At 64.5% G+C, this 13641-nt stretch carries 16 protein-coding genes and 1 tRNA gene; 15 read left to right on the top strand and 2 right to left on the bottom strand.

Going from position 1 to position 13641, the window contains the following annotated elements; genetic code table 11:
* The first annotated feature begins 9 nt into the window (after nucleotides 1-9).
* The 15 genes from BM43_RS32700 to BM43_RS32770 are packed head-to-tail and all read left to right on the top strand — an operon-like array spanning nucleotide 10 to nucleotide 11784.
* The gene (locus tag BM43_RS32700) at nucleotides 10-1440 is read left to right on the top strand and encodes a DNA circularization protein (protein WP_042283515.1); all 1431 of its coding nucleotides are present in this window, start codon (nucleotides 10-12) and stop codon (nucleotides 1438-1440) included.
* Complete coding sequence (locus BM43_RS32705; protein WP_052409071.1) at nucleotides 1437-2591, top strand: phage baseplate assembly protein; 1155 nt, start codon at nucleotides 1437-1439, stop codon at nucleotides 2589-2591. Before BM43_RS32700 ends, BM43_RS32705 begins: the two co-directional genes overlap by 4 nt.
* Nucleotides 2588-3211: a phage baseplate assembly protein V gene (locus BM43_RS32710; protein ID WP_042283513.1), complete on the top strand. Its 624-nt coding sequence runs from the start codon at nucleotides 2588-2590 to the stop codon at nucleotides 3209-3211. The genes BM43_RS32705 and BM43_RS32710 overlap by 4 nt, the downstream gene beginning before the upstream one ends.
* Before the next feature lie 60 nt (nucleotides 3212-3271).
* Nucleotides 3272-3712 (top strand): phage GP46 family protein, encoded by a 441-nt coding sequence (locus tag BM43_RS32715; protein WP_042283510.1) that lies wholly within the window; start codon nucleotides 3272-3274, stop codon nucleotides 3710-3712.
* Nucleotides 3712-4869: a baseplate J/gp47 family protein gene (locus BM43_RS32720; RefSeq protein ID WP_042283509.1), complete on the top strand. Its 1158-nt coding sequence runs from the start codon at nucleotides 3712-3714 to the stop codon at nucleotides 4867-4869. Before BM43_RS32715 ends, BM43_RS32720 begins: the two co-directional genes overlap by 1 nt.
* Nucleotides 4870-5511 (top strand): YmfQ family protein, encoded by a 642-nt coding sequence (locus BM43_RS32725; protein WP_042283508.1) that lies wholly within the window; start codon nucleotides 4870-4872, stop codon nucleotides 5509-5511. It abuts the gene before it with no gap.
* An 11-nt stretch (nucleotides 5512-5522) separates the two neighbouring features.
* Nucleotides 5523-6512, top strand: coding sequence for a phage tail protein (locus tag BM43_RS32730; RefSeq protein WP_232484012.1), 990 nt, complete (start codon nucleotides 5523-5525; stop codon nucleotides 6510-6512).
* Nucleotides 6513-6522: 10 nt separating this feature from the next.
* A complete protein-coding gene (locus tag BM43_RS32735; protein WP_042283507.1) occupies nucleotides 6523-6750 on the top strand; it encodes a hypothetical protein in 228 nt (75 codons plus the stop codon).
* A 12-nt stretch (nucleotides 6751-6762) separates the two neighbouring features.
* Nucleotides 6763-8718, top strand: a complete 1956-nt coding sequence (locus tag BM43_RS32740; protein WP_042283504.1) for a pectate lyase family protein — start codon at nucleotides 6763-6765, stop codon at nucleotides 8716-8718.
* A 59-nt stretch (nucleotides 8719-8777) separates the two neighbouring features.
* Entirely contained in the window at nucleotides 8778-9275 is a 498-nt protein-coding gene (locus tag BM43_RS32745; protein WP_111946381.1) for a hypothetical protein, read from the top strand.
* Nucleotides 9272-9841, top strand: a complete 570-nt coding sequence (locus BM43_RS32750; protein WP_042283499.1) for a glycoside hydrolase family 19 protein — start codon at nucleotides 9272-9274, stop codon at nucleotides 9839-9841. The genes BM43_RS32745 and BM43_RS32750 overlap by 4 nt, the downstream gene beginning before the upstream one ends.
* Nucleotides 9842-9878: 37 nt before the next feature.
* Nucleotides 9879-10181: a hypothetical protein gene (locus BM43_RS32755; RefSeq protein ID WP_045577499.1), complete on the top strand. Its 303-nt coding sequence runs from the start codon at nucleotides 9879-9881 to the stop codon at nucleotides 10179-10181.
* Nucleotides 10178-10510 carry a hypothetical protein gene (locus tag BM43_RS32760; RefSeq protein WP_042283494.1) on the top strand — a complete coding sequence of 111 codons (333 nt, stop codon included), beginning with the start codon at nucleotides 10178-10180 and terminating at the stop codon, nucleotides 10508-10510. The genes BM43_RS32755 and BM43_RS32760 overlap by 4 nt, the downstream gene beginning before the upstream one ends.
* A gap of 18 nt (nucleotides 10511-10528) precedes the next feature.
* Nucleotides 10529-10966, top strand: coding sequence for a hypothetical protein (locus BM43_RS32765; protein WP_144417719.1), 438 nt, complete (start codon nucleotides 10529-10531; stop codon nucleotides 10964-10966).
* On the top strand, nucleotides 10963-11784 hold the full coding sequence (locus BM43_RS32770) for a patatin-like phospholipase family protein (RefSeq protein ID WP_042283491.1): 822 nt from the start codon (nucleotides 10963-10965) through the stop codon (nucleotides 11782-11784). Before BM43_RS32765 ends, BM43_RS32770 begins: the two co-directional genes overlap by 4 nt.
* Nucleotides 11785-12148: 364 nt before the next feature.
* On the opposite strand, the gene BM43_RS32775 is transcribed toward BM43_RS32770, so the two are convergent.
* Together BM43_RS32775 and dusA are read right to left on the bottom strand one after the other, a co-directional pair.
* A tRNA-His gene (locus BM43_RS32775) sits at nucleotides 12149-12224 on the bottom strand.
* Nucleotides 12225-12305: 81 nt separating this feature from the next.
* Nucleotides 12306-13322, bottom strand: coding sequence for a tRNA dihydrouridine(20/20a) synthase DusA (gene dusA, locus BM43_RS32780; protein ID WP_036051716.1), 1017 nt, complete (start codon nucleotides 13320-13322; stop codon nucleotides 12306-12308).
* Nucleotides 13323-13641: the final 319 nt, after the last annotated feature.

The raw sequence follows: 13641 nt of genomic DNA on the forward strand, positions 1-13641 counted from the left end.
GAGGGTTCAGTGGCATCGACGACAACCAACGCGCTCAGCGTGGTCGGTAGTATCGGAGGTCTGGCCTCGGCTGCCGACAGCATCGCGTCGCTGCTGACCGGGGACTGGTTCTCCACGCTGAAGACCGCCAGCTTCGGCGGCGTGCCGTTCGGCGTGTTCGAGATTCGGAATTCGGCAGGCCAGAACAAGGCCGTCCATACCTACCCGTTTCGCGACGATGTCTGGCCCGAAGACCTTGGCAAGAAGCCGCGCGCATTCGAAGTGATCGGGTTCCTGCTCGAAGGCGATTTGAAGACTGGCGCCGGATCGGTCATCGAGCAGCGTGACAATCTGTTTGCAGTCTGCGAAGACCCGGGCAATGCCACCCTCGTGCATCCAACCTTCGGCACGATCGACAGCGTGGCGTGCCTTGGCGTCGAGGCGATCGAGCGCGCCGATCTCGGCCCAGTGTTCGAAATTCGCCTCACGCTGATCAAGTCGGGCCCGCGCAAATTCCCTGTGGCCACAGTATCAACGGCCGACGACAGTGCGAATCAGGCGGCAAACTTGAAGAAAAAGGGACTGCTCGATTACGCGAAGGAGGTCGCGACCGACATTCGCAACGGCGCTGCCGTGGTGCAGAAAGGAGTCTCGACCGTCGTCGGCTGGTACCAGCTCGGCGTGACGGCCGTGAATGACGTCAAGCGCGTGATCGGCGCCGTATCAACGCTGTCTGGTAACTTCGGGCGGCTGTTCGGTGGTGGCAATTCCGGGTATTCGTCGAGCAATGCGAAGGCATCTACCAGCACTACGCCGGCTGATCTGCTCGCGGTGTCGGCCGCCAGCCGCACTGCAGTGGTATCCGCTGGAGCTGCGATGCAAGCCGCGGCGGCGAACCCATCGGATGCTGCGACGCTGGGCGCCACCATCGATGCGTTTGTGTCGGCCGTGGCCGCCTCGGCGAACGACCCGGCCGACGCGGTGCGGCTCGTCACCGGCCTGGTGCAGTACACGCCGGACGACGTAGTCGTACCCGGCCAGATCGGCGCCTCTATGGGTGCGGTGCAGGTCGCGACGGCGGCGCTGCTTCGGCGGTACGCGCTGGCGCAGCTCGCCGTGACGCTCACGACATATCAGCCGTCGTCCGAACCAGATGCGGCGGCTGTGCTGTCGAGCGCGCTGGCGCTGTACGACAGCGAGATCGATGTGGCCGGCGACTCGGGCGACGACGACACGTTCATAGCATTGCGCGCGCTGCGTCGCGCGGTGTACGCGGACCTGACTGCTCGCGGGGCGAACCTCGCGACGAATGCGTCGTTCTCGTTCAACGCGCCGCTGCCGTCGCTCGTGCTGGCCAAGCGTATCTATGACGACGTGACGCGAGAGCCGCAATTGCTCCAGCAAATCGACCCGATCCATCCGGCATTTTGTCCGATTGCGTTTCAGGCTCTCGCAAAATGAACGACGACGTCACGTTGAATGTTGCCAGCTGCACGCCGAACCCCTTGGCGCCATATGGTGCCGAGACGTTCTGGAAGTCGAATAGTCGGACAATTACCGGTTGGACCGATGTGATTGTGTCGAGGGGCATCGAGCGGTGCCCGTCTGGCTTCGAAGTCAGCTACACCGAACCTTATCCGGCCGTTGGCGACATCCTCGCGCAGCCCGGCGATTGGGTTCAGGTAAAACTCGGTGATGATCTGGTCCTGACCGGGTTCGTAGATCGCTACATGCCGTCGTACAGCGGCAACCAGCATACGGTACGCATCACCGGCCGTAGCAAGTGTCAGGATCTCGTCGACTGCGCCGCGTACATCAACGGCAATCAGCTGTTGAACATGACCGTCGACAAGATCGCGGAGGCGCTGTGTGCTCCCTACGGAATCGGAGTGAGCGTCACGGCGGGCACTGACGTCGGGAAGCCGATCGAGCAGGTGAACGTGCTGGTCGGCGAAACGTCGTATTCCGTTCTCGAGCTGCTCTGCCGATACCGCGCGCTGCTGCTGTACGACACACCGGCTGGCGACCTGGAACTCGCGGCAGGCGGCAACGCCAACCAATCCGGGCCGGTAGCGATCGGCACGCGCGTGGCGTCGAGCGGGTTCACCGAAGGGATCAACGTCGCATCGGCGTCTCTGCTGCTGGCGATGGATGGCCGGTTCTCTCAATACGACGCGGCGTATCAGGGGCTAGACACGCTGCGCGATATCGGCGACGGCGGCAACATCATCGCGCACACCTACGATACGACGGTGCCGCGGTTCCGCTATCGCGCGATCATCTCCGAAAATGTGACGGGCGGCGTCGATATTGCACTGCAGCGCGCACAGTGGGAGAAGGCTTATCGCCTTGGCCGATCGTTTCAGGTCCGTCTTGTGACCGACTCTTGGCGAGACTCAGCGGGCAGCCTGTACGAGCCCAACGTGCTTGTCGACATCGATCTGCCGTCGCTGAAACTGTCGCCGCGTCGTTGGCTTATCTCCGAGGTGACGTATAAAAAGGGTCCTAAGGGTACTTCGGCCGAGCTGACGATCATGCCGCAGCAGGCGTTCTACCAAGAGCCGATCATCCTCAATCCTGTCGGGCCAGATATCACGCAGGTTTCGCAATGACGGGAATTTTGGATCGAATCCGCAACCTGTTCGGGCGCGGTCGCGTCACGCTGGTGGACGACAGCGGCCCGGTGCAAATCGTGCAGCTGCGCATGAATGGCCTCGAGGTGCCGGCCGGTCGCTTCCGCGTCCCCGAGTTCGGGTTCTCGTCGAATCCGCCAGACGGCTCGGACGCGCTGGCGCTGCATGTCGCCGGCGACCGATCGGCCGGCGCGGTGATCGGCACGAACCATCAGGAATCGAGGCCGCGGAACCTTGCTCCCGGCGAGTCGATCCTGTACAGCCAGGACGGAAAGAGCGTGTACCTGAAGGACGGCATCATCGTCGTCGAGGCGAAGGGGCAGGACGTCGTCGTGAACGATGCTGCGAATATCACGCTGAACTGCTCCGGCGACTGCACGATGAATATCGGCGGCAAGCTCGATGTGATCGCTCCTGGCGGTGTGAACTTCACGACTCCACTGGTGGGGGCGACCGGGGACATGCAGGACAACACCAAGACCAACAACGAGACGATGAAGGGCATGCGCGAGCTGTACGACATGCACACGCACAATGTCCAGGAAGTGCAGGGTGGCGAGTCGACAGTTACCTCGAACGTCCCGAACCAGCAAATGTAGCGCGGCCGTGCGCCGCAATCATAGATGCCCGCTCCGGCGGGCTTTTTTTCGTCCGGACACATGCCTGACCTGACTCTCACATGGGATTCTGCGACCGCGCACGCCGACTGGGTGCTGGCAGGTGCTGACCTCGCCACGGGCAATGACCTCGCGAGCGCCGTGCTGATCAGCATCTTCACCGACCGCGAGGCGAGCGCCGACGACGTCATCCCCGACGGCTCGACGGATCGACGAGGATGGTGGGCCGACGACGAGGTGCCGATCGGCTCGCGGATGTGGCTGCTGAAGCGCGCCAAGCAGACGACGCAGACGGCGCAAAGGGCTTACGACTATCTCGCCGAGGCGCTGCAGTGGTTGATCGATGACGGCGTGGCAGGTCGGGTCGAGATCACGACGCAGTGGGTGCGCCGCGGCGTGCTCGGCGCGTGGATCGTGGTGATCAAGAACGGCACCGTGCTGCTCGACGGGCAATACACCTGGGCGTGGGAAGGAATTAACTGATGCCGTATCTTCGACCGACACTTTCCGAGCTGAAAGCCCAGGTGGCCGCCGATATCCAGAGCGGCCTTCCGGGTACTGACCCGCTGCTGCGCTTTTCCAGCTTCGGCGTCATCGGCCGCGCGCTGGCCGGCCTGGCGCAACTGCAATACGGCTATACCGATTACATCTCCAAGCAGTCGAATCCGTTCACCGCGACCGACGAGTTCCTCGAGGCGTGGGCGGCGCTCAAGGCGGTCTACCGGGAAGCGGCCACCCAGGCTGGTTCGGTGACGCCGGGGCAGATTCAGTTCGCTGCGGTGGCCACCGCAGATCCTATCCCGGCCGGGACCTCGATCAGCCGTAGTGACGGCGTCGGCTACACGACAACGAGCGAGGGCACGGTCGCCAACGGTGTCGTAACGGTCGACGCCGTCGCGAATGCCGACCCGAGCGGGCTGACAGGCGCGTTCGGGAACTGTCCGGTCGGTACGGCGATGACGCTGGGCGTGTCGATCGCAGGCGTCACGTCGACCGGAACGGTGTCCGTTGCATTTACCGGTGGTGCCGATATCGAATCGGACGATAGCTTGCGCTCGCGCATGCTGCTCGCCTACCAGAAGCCCACGCAGGGCGGATCGCCGTCCGACTACGTCAAGTGGGCGCGGGAGGTCAGCGGCGTGACGCGGGCCTGGTGCAATCCGGTCGGGTTCGGCCCCGGAACCGTCGTCGTCTACGTGATGCTCGACCAAGCGGAGAGCGACACCGACGGCTTTCCGGTCGGGTCGGATGGTGTGGCCACCGACGAGAAGCGCGGCACGGTGGCGACCGGCGATCAACTGACGGTCGCGAACTGGATCTATCCGTTGCGGCCCGTCACGGCCTTGGTGTTCGTCTGCTCGCCAATCCGGACGCCGATCGACTTCACGATCACGGGCTCAGCCAACTTCACCACTGCGCAAAAGGCAGCGATCGAGGCGGCGATCGAGGGGATCTTCGTGCTGTACGGATCGCCGGTCGGGCCGGGCAACCTGAACGGAGCGGTCGATATGTCCTACATAAACTCGGCGATCGGTGCAATTACCGGGACGCAGGGCTTCGTCATCACCGCGCCGCTGCAGAACATCCAGGGCACGACCGGCCAATTGCCGGTGCTCGGCAACATCACCTGGCTCGCATAAATGGCTGCACCGAACTATTCGCCGTCCGACTTCGCGTCGGCGCTGAGTGCGCTATTCCCGCGCGGCTTGGCGTGGCCACGTTCCCCTGACGCTGTGATGCAGCAGGTGATTACTGCCCTGTCGCCGGTCTGGGCGCGCCACGTCGCGGACAACAACTACCTGCTCGTCGATGCATTTCCCTCGACGACAGTCGAGCTGCTGCCGGAGTGGGAGGCGTCGCTCGGACTACCGGATCCCTGCGCCGGCGAGTCGCCGTCGCTGGCTGTGCGCCAGGCGCAGGTGGTGGCGCGCTTCACCAACACCGGTGGCCAGTCGATCGCCTTCTTCACCGACTACGCGAAGAACCTCGGATTCACCATCAGCGTGAGCGAGTTCACGCCGTTCCGAGCTGGCCAGCAGGCGGCAGGTGACTCCTGTGGTGACGAAGGCTGGGCGCATACCTGGCGCATCAATGCGCCTCAGACAACGATCAACTATTTCCGGGCCGGTGCCTCAGCTGCCGGGGAGCCGCTTGCTTCGTGGGGCAACGCGGTCTTGCTGTGCGAGATGAATACGCTCAAGCCGGCACACACGCTCGTCATCGTTGCGAACCCTGGTTTCCTCGATATCGATTTCCGACTCGACATAACGACGCTCGCGTAACTGGAGAAAAGATGTTTCGCATTGACCAAACGACAGCGGTAACGGCGCTGCCGGCGCCGTCGGCCGCCGGTACGCCCGGCTATTTCACTGGCGGCAATCCGGCGACGGGGCAGGCGGCCACGATCGTTTCAGCTGATTGGCTGAACCTCGTTCAAGAGGAACTGATGTCGTTCCTCACGGAGGCGGGAATCGTGCCGTCCAAGACCTCATACGGGCAGGTCCTGCAGGCGATGCAGCATCTGTTTGCCGCGTCGGCCGGCGACCCGACCAAGCTGTTTGAGGTCGAGACGCCTCCAACTGGCGACAACAGCAACAACGCTGCGTCGACTGCGTTCGTGCAGGGCTTCGCCGGCGGCCGGAAGGTGGTCATCGTATCGATAACTGGTTGGACGGTACCCGCCGGCGTGACAGATATCTGGGTTTCCGGGTGTGCTGGGGCTGGAGGTAGCGCAGGCGCGCCGAACATTCCGGCCAACAACATTGTCGCTGGGGGCGGCGGCGGCGCGGCTGGGCAATTCGTGTTGCGCTACCACATGTCGGTGACGCCAGGGCAGGTGCTGTCGTGTGTCCCAGGTGCGGGAGGTGTGGCGGGCGCCGTCGGCGGCCCCGGTGGAAACGGAAGCAACACCGTCATCGGAAGCCTGACGCTCACAGCAGGGGCCGGTGGCCAGGTGGGCAGCAGCGGCGCACCCACCCAGGCATGGCCCGGGCAGCCCGGCGGAAATGGATTTCCGAACGGCGAGTATGGCCAAGACACGTCGCAGTACGGGCCGGGTGCCACAGGCGGCCGAGGTGGTGGTGGCCCATTTGGTGCGAGTGGCGCGCCGGGCCGCGGCGCTATAGGCGGCGTCGCCAATCTGATCCCGCCATCTCCGTCCTACGGCTACGGGGTCGGCGGCTCGGGGGCGGGTGGCTGTTATGGCCCGACTACCGCTTCGGGGACCACGTCGGGCACCGTCGGCGCGGCCGGCATGCCTGGGTTGATCATCATCGAATACTGAGGAGCAACACATGGCGCGCTACGCCTATTTCGACAAGCAGGTCAAAGCAGTGCTGGGGTGGATCGACACCGTCGCATACGGCTACGCCGAGGATCCGACAAAGGCGTTTCCGGCCGACCAGATGCTGCCGATCACAGACGACGCCGACTGGCATGCCAACGATGGGCGGAGTTGGTATGTCGTCGACTCGCAATTGACCACGACGGCGCCGGAACCGTCCTCCCCCTCGAGCAACTGATCGCTGGCGAACATGAAAATCGATATCAAGAAGATTGCCGGCGCACTGCTGCTCGCTGCCGCCTGCATTTCGAATGCCGCTTTCGCGCAATGGGTGCCTGGCCAACTGGTGACGGCGCAACTGCTGAACTCCGCATTCGCCGCCGTCGCCGCGAACGCGTTGCCGGTGGCCGGCGGCACGCTGACCGGGCCGCTGCAGGGCACCGCGGCGACGTTCAACTCGGGGAGCTTCGCGAGCCTCGCGAGCAGCGGCCCGGTGACGTTCTCGACGCCCCTGGCGTTCGCTTCAGGGGGCACCGGCGCGACCACGGCGCTCGGCGCGACCAGCAATCTGCAGTTCCAAGCGTCGCTCTCCGGCGCGGGCGGCCGCTCGGTCGCAAGCAAGCTGAGCGACGTGGTGAGCATCCTCGACTTCCCGGGCTGCGACAAAACCGGGGTGGCCGATAGCACGGCCTGCATCCAGGCCGCGTTGAACTCGGGAGCGAAGACCGTCTACATTCCGGCCGGCCAGTATCGCGAGAGCGGCCTCACGCTGCCCCAGATTCAGGGCTTCACGCTCTACGGCGACGGCCCGAACAGCGTCCTGATCCAGACCGGCGGATCGATCAGCTATCCGGCGATCGCGGGCGCATTCACGTTCGACTCGCACTCGACGATCCGAGACCTGAAATTCGATGGCACGGCCGGCACCGCAAACACGCTCGATACCACGTTCGCGCAGACGCTCGACCTGCTGAACCTGGCGTTCAACAACGTCCCGGTCGGGTATTCGTCGATCAAGATCGACGGCAACCCGACGACGTCGGTCTACATGCACGACGTGCGGCTGAAGAACATCCGCATCTACTCGACGACGGCGGGCAAGGCCGGAATCGAGCTGGGGGCATTCGCATCCGACTCGACGATCGACGGCTTCATCATGAACGGCGGGTTCGTCGTGAACTACTGCATCTACGCCAATGCTAGCGCGCAGACCACGATGATCCAGAATTCGCACCCGTACAACGCTTCGATCAACGTGGTCAGGTTGGCCGGCAACAACAACGACTTCGGTTTCGCAGGCAACACGATCGACAATGCGCTCGGCGACGTGTTCTACATCAAGAACTCCTCGCACACGCGCATCTCGTCGACGTGGATCGAGTCGATCAACAGCTTTCAGCGCGGCCTAGTGCTCGATGGCTCGTCGAATAACACGGCGATGGGGCTGAGCTGTCAGACCTACGGCGTCTCGAATGCAACGTCGTGTGTTGCTGAAATCAACGGTGCCTCCGGCAACCAGATCTTCGGCGCGCAGCTCGACAGTGCATCGAACTACTCGACGCCGTTCAATCTCACGGGAGCCAGCAGCTTCTACCAGTCGGTGAACAGCGGCAATTCGCTGAGCCCGATGAGCGCGGCGGCCGGCTCGTCACCGGCGCTGGCCGCCATCGGCTCCGATGCCACCATCCCGGTCACGCTGAGCCCGAAGGGCGGCGGCGCGGTGCTGATGAAGCTAAGCAACTCCGCCACGGCGAGCCTCTATTCCGACACCGCTTCGGAGCTCGCAGTCGAGGCGTACAACTCGGCGTCGGCGGGGACGAAATTCAACATCAACCTCACGAAATACGGCGGCCGCTTGCTCGTCGGCGGCACGGACGACGGCGCGAACAAGCTGCAAGTCGGCGGCTCCGCCGCGGTCTACGGGAACCTGGCCGCGACCGGCACCGGCGCGCTGCCGTTGTACTCCACGGCCGGCGCCGGCGTGAGCGCGCCGCACATGGTGAAGGGGACGGCGACGCTTGCCTCGGGCGCGGCCACGGTCACGCTCACGGGCGCCGCCGCCTATACCTCGTCGACCAGCTATGCATGCACGGCCACCGACACGACGGCGGCCAACGCGGTGCGTGTCTCGCAAACCTCCGGGACCTCGTTCGCTTTGAGCGGCACGGGGACCGACGTAGTGCAGTTCCTGTGCGCCGGTAACTAATTACAAGCTGGTCCAGCAAAAAGCCGCCTTCGGGCGGCTTTTCATTTTCCGGGGGAAGGATGGATGAATCGATGGTTTCTGGCGAATCCATTGCAGTGCTGGTCGAGCGCATCAGCGGCGTGGTCGACGACATCAAGGAGATGAAGGGAAAGGTCGACGCGATGCATGTCGTGCATACGCGTGTGGCCAACCTCGAGCGAGATGTTGTTGCAGTCGATCGCAAGGCTGAAGTAGCTCTTGGCAAAACGGACCGGATCGACGAAGCGCTCGACGAGTTGCGGAAGGTGGAGCTCGAGCCGATAAAGGTGGAGATCGCGGGCGCTCGGCGTGCCTGGAAATGGGTCGCCAGCTTGGGAAGCCTCCTATTTCTCGCCGCCGGCGGCCTGTACTCGCAATGGCATCCGTGGGCCGACGATATCGCGAAAGCGAAGGATGCCCGGGATGCGCAGCTCGCGCGTTTGCAAGACAAGGCGGCGACCGACCAGCAGAGCAATGATCGGCGCCTGACGGTGCTGGAGTTCCGCGTAGGCGGCCTCGACGGGAAGACCAACAAATGACCCCCGACATCCTTGCGAGCGCGCTTCAGATTCCGCTTGAGCGCGCGACGCCGTGGGCCGATCCGCTTTCGGCCGCGATGGCGCTCTATGCGATCGACTCGCCGGCGCGCCAGGCTGCCTTTCTAGCGCAGTGCGGCCATGAGTGTGGCCGCTTCCTCTGGCTTCGCGAGATCTGGGGGCCGACGCCCGCCCAACGTGCGTATGACCCGCCGGCCGCAAAGGCGGCCGAGCTGGGCAACACGCAGCCAGGCGACGGGTTCCGTTACCGCGGCGGTGGCCTGCTGCAGATCACCGGCCGCTACAACTTCCGTGTCATGGGCCAGAAGATCGGCGTCGACCTGGAAGGCAACCCGGACCAGATAAGCTCGCCGTCGGTCGCCGTGCTCGCAGCGGCCCAGTTCTGGGCGGACAACGCGCTCAGCGCTTTCGCCGACACCGGCGATTTCCTCTCGATCAGCCGCGCAATCAACCTGGGCAATCCACGCTCAGTTGCCACGCCGAACGGCATGGCCGACCGCCTGGCGCTTTGGGATAGCTGTAAAGCTGCCCTCGGCGCCTCAACTTGACCCGCCGCGACTGCGGCATTTCTGGAGGTAGTTCCACATGAACCCGTGGATGAAGTTCCTTGCGGCCGTCCTGCTCTTCGGTGCATGGCTGGCGCTCGTGCTGCTGCATTTCGTGCCGGCGCAATCCCTGGTCGATGCGATCGGCTACACCCTGGCTGGCCTCGGCATCTACCACGCGACGACCGGCCCAGTTGCAAAGCCGATGATCGCAGCCCTGGTCGAAGGCGACGCCACCCCGACAATGGCCGCCGCATCCGTGGATACGGTACCGCGCGCCGAGGTGCAACCTGCGCCGGTTTCGGCTGCTCAGCAGGCGGCGCCGGCGCCGACGATCCAGTGATCCGTCGCGCGTTTCTGCTCGCCGCGTGGCTGGCGCTGGCCGGCTGCTCGTCGCTCGAGTATGCCGGCATCGCACGCTATGAGATCGGGCCCACCACCGACCCGGGCGGCACGCCGACAGGTTGCTGCGTGCTGCGAGTCTGGAACGGCAAGCAGATGGCCACCGTCGACGCCAAGTTCCAGCACACGTCGCCCGACACCTACAGCATCACGCTCCACGAGACCGACGTTCAGGCCTTCGCGGGGCAAGCCACCGCGGCGGCTGCCGCATCCGACGCCGTCGGCGCTGCCGCAACAGCGGCCGCTGCGGCACTGAAGACCCTCCCGTAAGGAAACCACCTCATGAAGATGAAAATGCTGCTCGCGGCAGGCGTTGCCGCGTCCATGCTCCTGCTCGCCGCGTGCGGGACCGTTCCGAAACAGACGCCGGCACAGGTCGCGGCCAACGTCTGCCCGCTGCTGACCGCCGAGCTCGACACGCTGTCGACGGCCGGGCTGTTCACCGGGGGCGCTGCAGACACGCTGAACCAAAAGGTCGGGCCGGCCGTCGACGCCGTCTGCCAGGCCGGCGCGACGGTGACGCAGGTCAACGTGCAGACGATCTCGTCGGCGGCCGCGCCGCTGCTGATCCAGATCGTGAAGGCTTCGAGCCTGCCGGCCGACCAGAAGACGACGGCGATCCTGGCGATCGGGACCGTGAAGGGGCTGATCGATACGGCCTTCCCGCCGGCGGTGGCCACCACGCCGGTCAGTTCGGCGTCCGCCGCCGCGAGCGCGCCGCAATGAAGCCGCTCCGTGTCGCGCTGAGCGGCTCGGGCTTCCGCCTCGGCGCGCACGTCGGCGCGCTGCAGGCGATCGTGGACGCGGGCTACACCGTCATCGAGATCGCCGGCACGTCCGGCGGTTCGATCGTCGCGGCGCTGTTCGCCGCCGGCGTGCCGCTTTCCGACATGCGCCGCCTGGCGATGGAAACCGACTGGTCGCCGATGATGCGCTTTTCGGCCTGGTCGATGCTGCGGCACCGGGCGCTGTGCAGTGGTGATCGTCTTCTGGCGTTCCTGACCGAGGTCACGGGCGGCCTCACGTTCGCGCAGCTCGACGTCGACCTGAAGGTCATCGCGTCCGACTTGCTGACCGAGCGGGAATTTCAGTTCTCGCGCGATCGCACGTCCGATGTGCCGATTGCGCTGGCCGCGCGAGCCAGCGCATCGATCCCGTTCGTTTTCGCACCGGTCGAGGCTGGCGGCGCGCTGCTGGTCGATGGCGGCACGACCGACAACATGCCGGTCAGCGACCTGGTCGTCGATCGGGTTCCGCGTTTCGGTGTCTTCCTGAGATCTGACGATAAGGATCTGCCGCCCGGGGTCAACTACGGGCTGCGCGTGCTGGCGCCTCGGATCATCGACCTGATGCTGGCGTCGAACGAAACTGCTCGGATGGCGGCGGACCGGCAGAGCGGGGCGACGATCGTCGACGTGCCGACTGGCTATGCAAGCTCGTTCGACCGCGACATGGCGCTGGCCACGCGCCAGCGCCTCTACGACGACGGCTACTCGGTCGTCCGCACCGCTCTGGAAGTCCGCACCGCGGCATCGGCTTCCTGATCGGTCATGCCGTCGAGGCCGGGCGAGAGCGACCAGTAGACGCAGCCGTGCATAGGGTTGCCGCCGACGAGCGGTCGCCCAGGGTCTCGCAAGCATGTGCAATGGCATCCGGCGATGACATTGCCGGCCCAGTGCTCACAGCGCCAGCAGGAACCCTTCGTTCCTGGCGGCGGTGTCAACTTGATCATCGGGGCTGCCACGATCGCCTCGCACTGTATGGTTATACAGTGTACCAGTGATCGGCAGGGAGGCAGGAAAGCAAAAAGCCCGCACAGAGCGGGCTTTTATCTTCCAAATTTTGGAACCTCAAGTTCCAAAACCTGTAACACGTCGGCTTGAATCTACCGCAAGTGCTTGAATTTGTTGGGGTGGCTGATGGGACTCGAACCCACGACGACAGGAATCACAATCCTGGACTCTACCAACTGAGCTACAGCCACCACTGTTTCGTTGCCGTTGTTTTGTTTCAGCAGCGAAGAACAAGATTATATGGACAGGTTTTCGCCTTGTCTAGTCCCTTTTTAAAAATTTTCTGCCGGGGCGGGTTCGAAGCGAGTTTCGAACGGCGCGCTCAGGTGCGCGCGCGCCTCGGCGAAGATCGCCGCGACGTCGCCGCGCGCCAGGCGCTTGCTGTCTGACAGCACCCGACGCCAGCCGCGCGCGCCGTGCACGCCGCGGTAGAGGCCGAGCGCGTGGCGCACGATTGCGCCCAGGTAGTTGCCGCGCGCGACTTCGTCGATGCAATAGGCGATCAGCCGATCCTCGATTTCCTCGCGCGTCGGCGCCGGGCCGGCGGCGCCGTAGAAACGCGCGTCGACCTCGGCCAGCACGAAGGGGTTGTGATAGGCCTCGCGGCCCAGCATCACGCCGTCGACGTGCTGCAGGTGCGTCTCGACTTCGTCCAGCGTGGTGATGCCGCCATTGATGAGGATCTCGAGATCGGGGAAATCCTGCTTGAGGCGGTAGGCGTAGTCGTACTTGAGCGGCGGGATCTCGCGGTTTTCCTTCGGCGAGAGCCCCTTCAGGATCGCGTTGCGCGCATGGACGATGAATACCTCGCAGCCTGCTTCGGCGACCGTGCCGACGAAATCGCGCACGAACGCGTAATCCTCGACCGCGTCGACGCCGATCCGATGCTTGACCGTCACCGGGATCGACACGGCGTCGCGCATCGCCTTCACGCAATCGGCCACCAGCGCCGGTTCGTTCATCAGACAGGCGCCGAACGCGCCGCGCTGCACGCGCTCGGAAGGGCAGCCGCAGTTGAGGTTGATTTCGTCGTAACCCCAGTTCTCGCCTAGCCGGGCCGATTTCGCCAGGTCCTCGGGTTCGCTGCCGCCCAATTGCAGGGCGACCGGCGCCTCCTCGGGCGTGAACGCGAGATGGCGCGCGACGTCGCCGTGCAGCAGGGCGCCGGTCGTCACCATTTCGGTATAGAGCCAGGTATGGCGCGAAATCGACCGGTGCAGCGACCGGCAATGACGGTCGGTCCAATCCATCATCGGTGCAACCGACAGGCGCCGAGGTGTAGCTTTCATTGAATCTTCCTGCTTTCCAACTGAATCCAGTCGAGTGAATCGGGGTGGTGCGCGGCCGTGTATTGCTTTGCCGCCGGACGGGGTCTCGCGGTGGCTTATCGCGCAATGAGGCGCGAAGGCGACATTATAAGGCGACGAGAAAACGACGTTCCGAGCCGTTTCCAGCTCGTCGCGATGCGCTCGAATGTCCCGATGGCCCGACTCGAAACAGCACATCCCCCGAACCCCTGCACGCCCAAGCGAACTTCCGCGCCTCGAAATTGATTTCCCGCAAATTCTCGCGGAATAGGGCAAAGGATTTTGCGTGACTTGCCGCTAT

Source organism: Burkholderia gladioli (assembly GCF_000959725.1).
Taxonomy (GTDB): domain Bacteria; phylum Pseudomonadota; class Gammaproteobacteria; order Burkholderiales; family Burkholderiaceae; genus Burkholderia; species Burkholderia gladioli.

Coding starts and splice junctions, on each gene's coding strand:
- BM43_RS32745 (WP_111946381.1), top strand. CDS start 8,778: ATGGATGAATCGATGGTTTCTGGCGAATCCATTGCAGTGCTGGTCGAG.
- BM43_RS32755 (WP_045577499.1), top strand. CDS start 9,879: ATGAACCCGTGGATGAAGTTCCTTGCGGCCGTCCTGCTCTTCGGTGCA.
- BM43_RS32720 (WP_042283509.1), top strand. CDS start 3,712: ATGCCGTATCTTCGACCGACACTTTCCGAGCTGAAAGCCCAGGTGGCC.
- BM43_RS32715 (WP_042283510.1), top strand. CDS start 3,272: ATGCCTGACCTGACTCTCACATGGGATTCTGCGACCGCGCACGCCGAC.
- BM43_RS32705 (WP_052409071.1), top strand. CDS start 1,437: ATGAACGACGACGTCACGTTGAATGTTGCCAGCTGCACGCCGAACCCC.
- BM43_RS32735 (WP_042283507.1), top strand. CDS start 6,523: ATGGCGCGCTACGCCTATTTCGACAAGCAGGTCAAAGCAGTGCTGGGG.
- dusA (WP_036051716.1), bottom strand. CDS start 13,322: ATGAAAGCTACACCTCGGCGCCTGTCGGTTGCACCGATGATGGATTGG.
- BM43_RS32710 (WP_042283513.1), top strand. CDS start 2,588: ATGACGGGAATTTTGGATCGAATCCGCAACCTGTTCGGGCGCGGTCGC.
- BM43_RS32725 (WP_042283508.1), top strand. CDS start 4,870: ATGGCTGCACCGAACTATTCGCCGTCCGACTTCGCGTCGGCGCTGAGT.
- BM43_RS32730 (WP_232484012.1), top strand. CDS start 5,523: ATGTTTCGCATTGACCAAACGACAGCGGTAACGGCGCTGCCGGCGCCG.
- BM43_RS32770 (WP_042283491.1), top strand. CDS start 10,963: ATGAAGCCGCTCCGTGTCGCGCTGAGCGGCTCGGGCTTCCGCCTCGGC.
- BM43_RS32765 (WP_144417719.1), top strand. CDS start 10,529: ATGAAAATGCTGCTCGCGGCAGGCGTTGCCGCGTCCATGCTCCTGCTC.
- BM43_RS32750 (WP_042283499.1), top strand. CDS start 9,272: ATGACCCCCGACATCCTTGCGAGCGCGCTTCAGATTCCGCTTGAGCGC.
- BM43_RS32740 (WP_042283504.1), top strand. CDS start 6,763: ATGAAAATCGATATCAAGAAGATTGCCGGCGCACTGCTGCTCGCTGCC.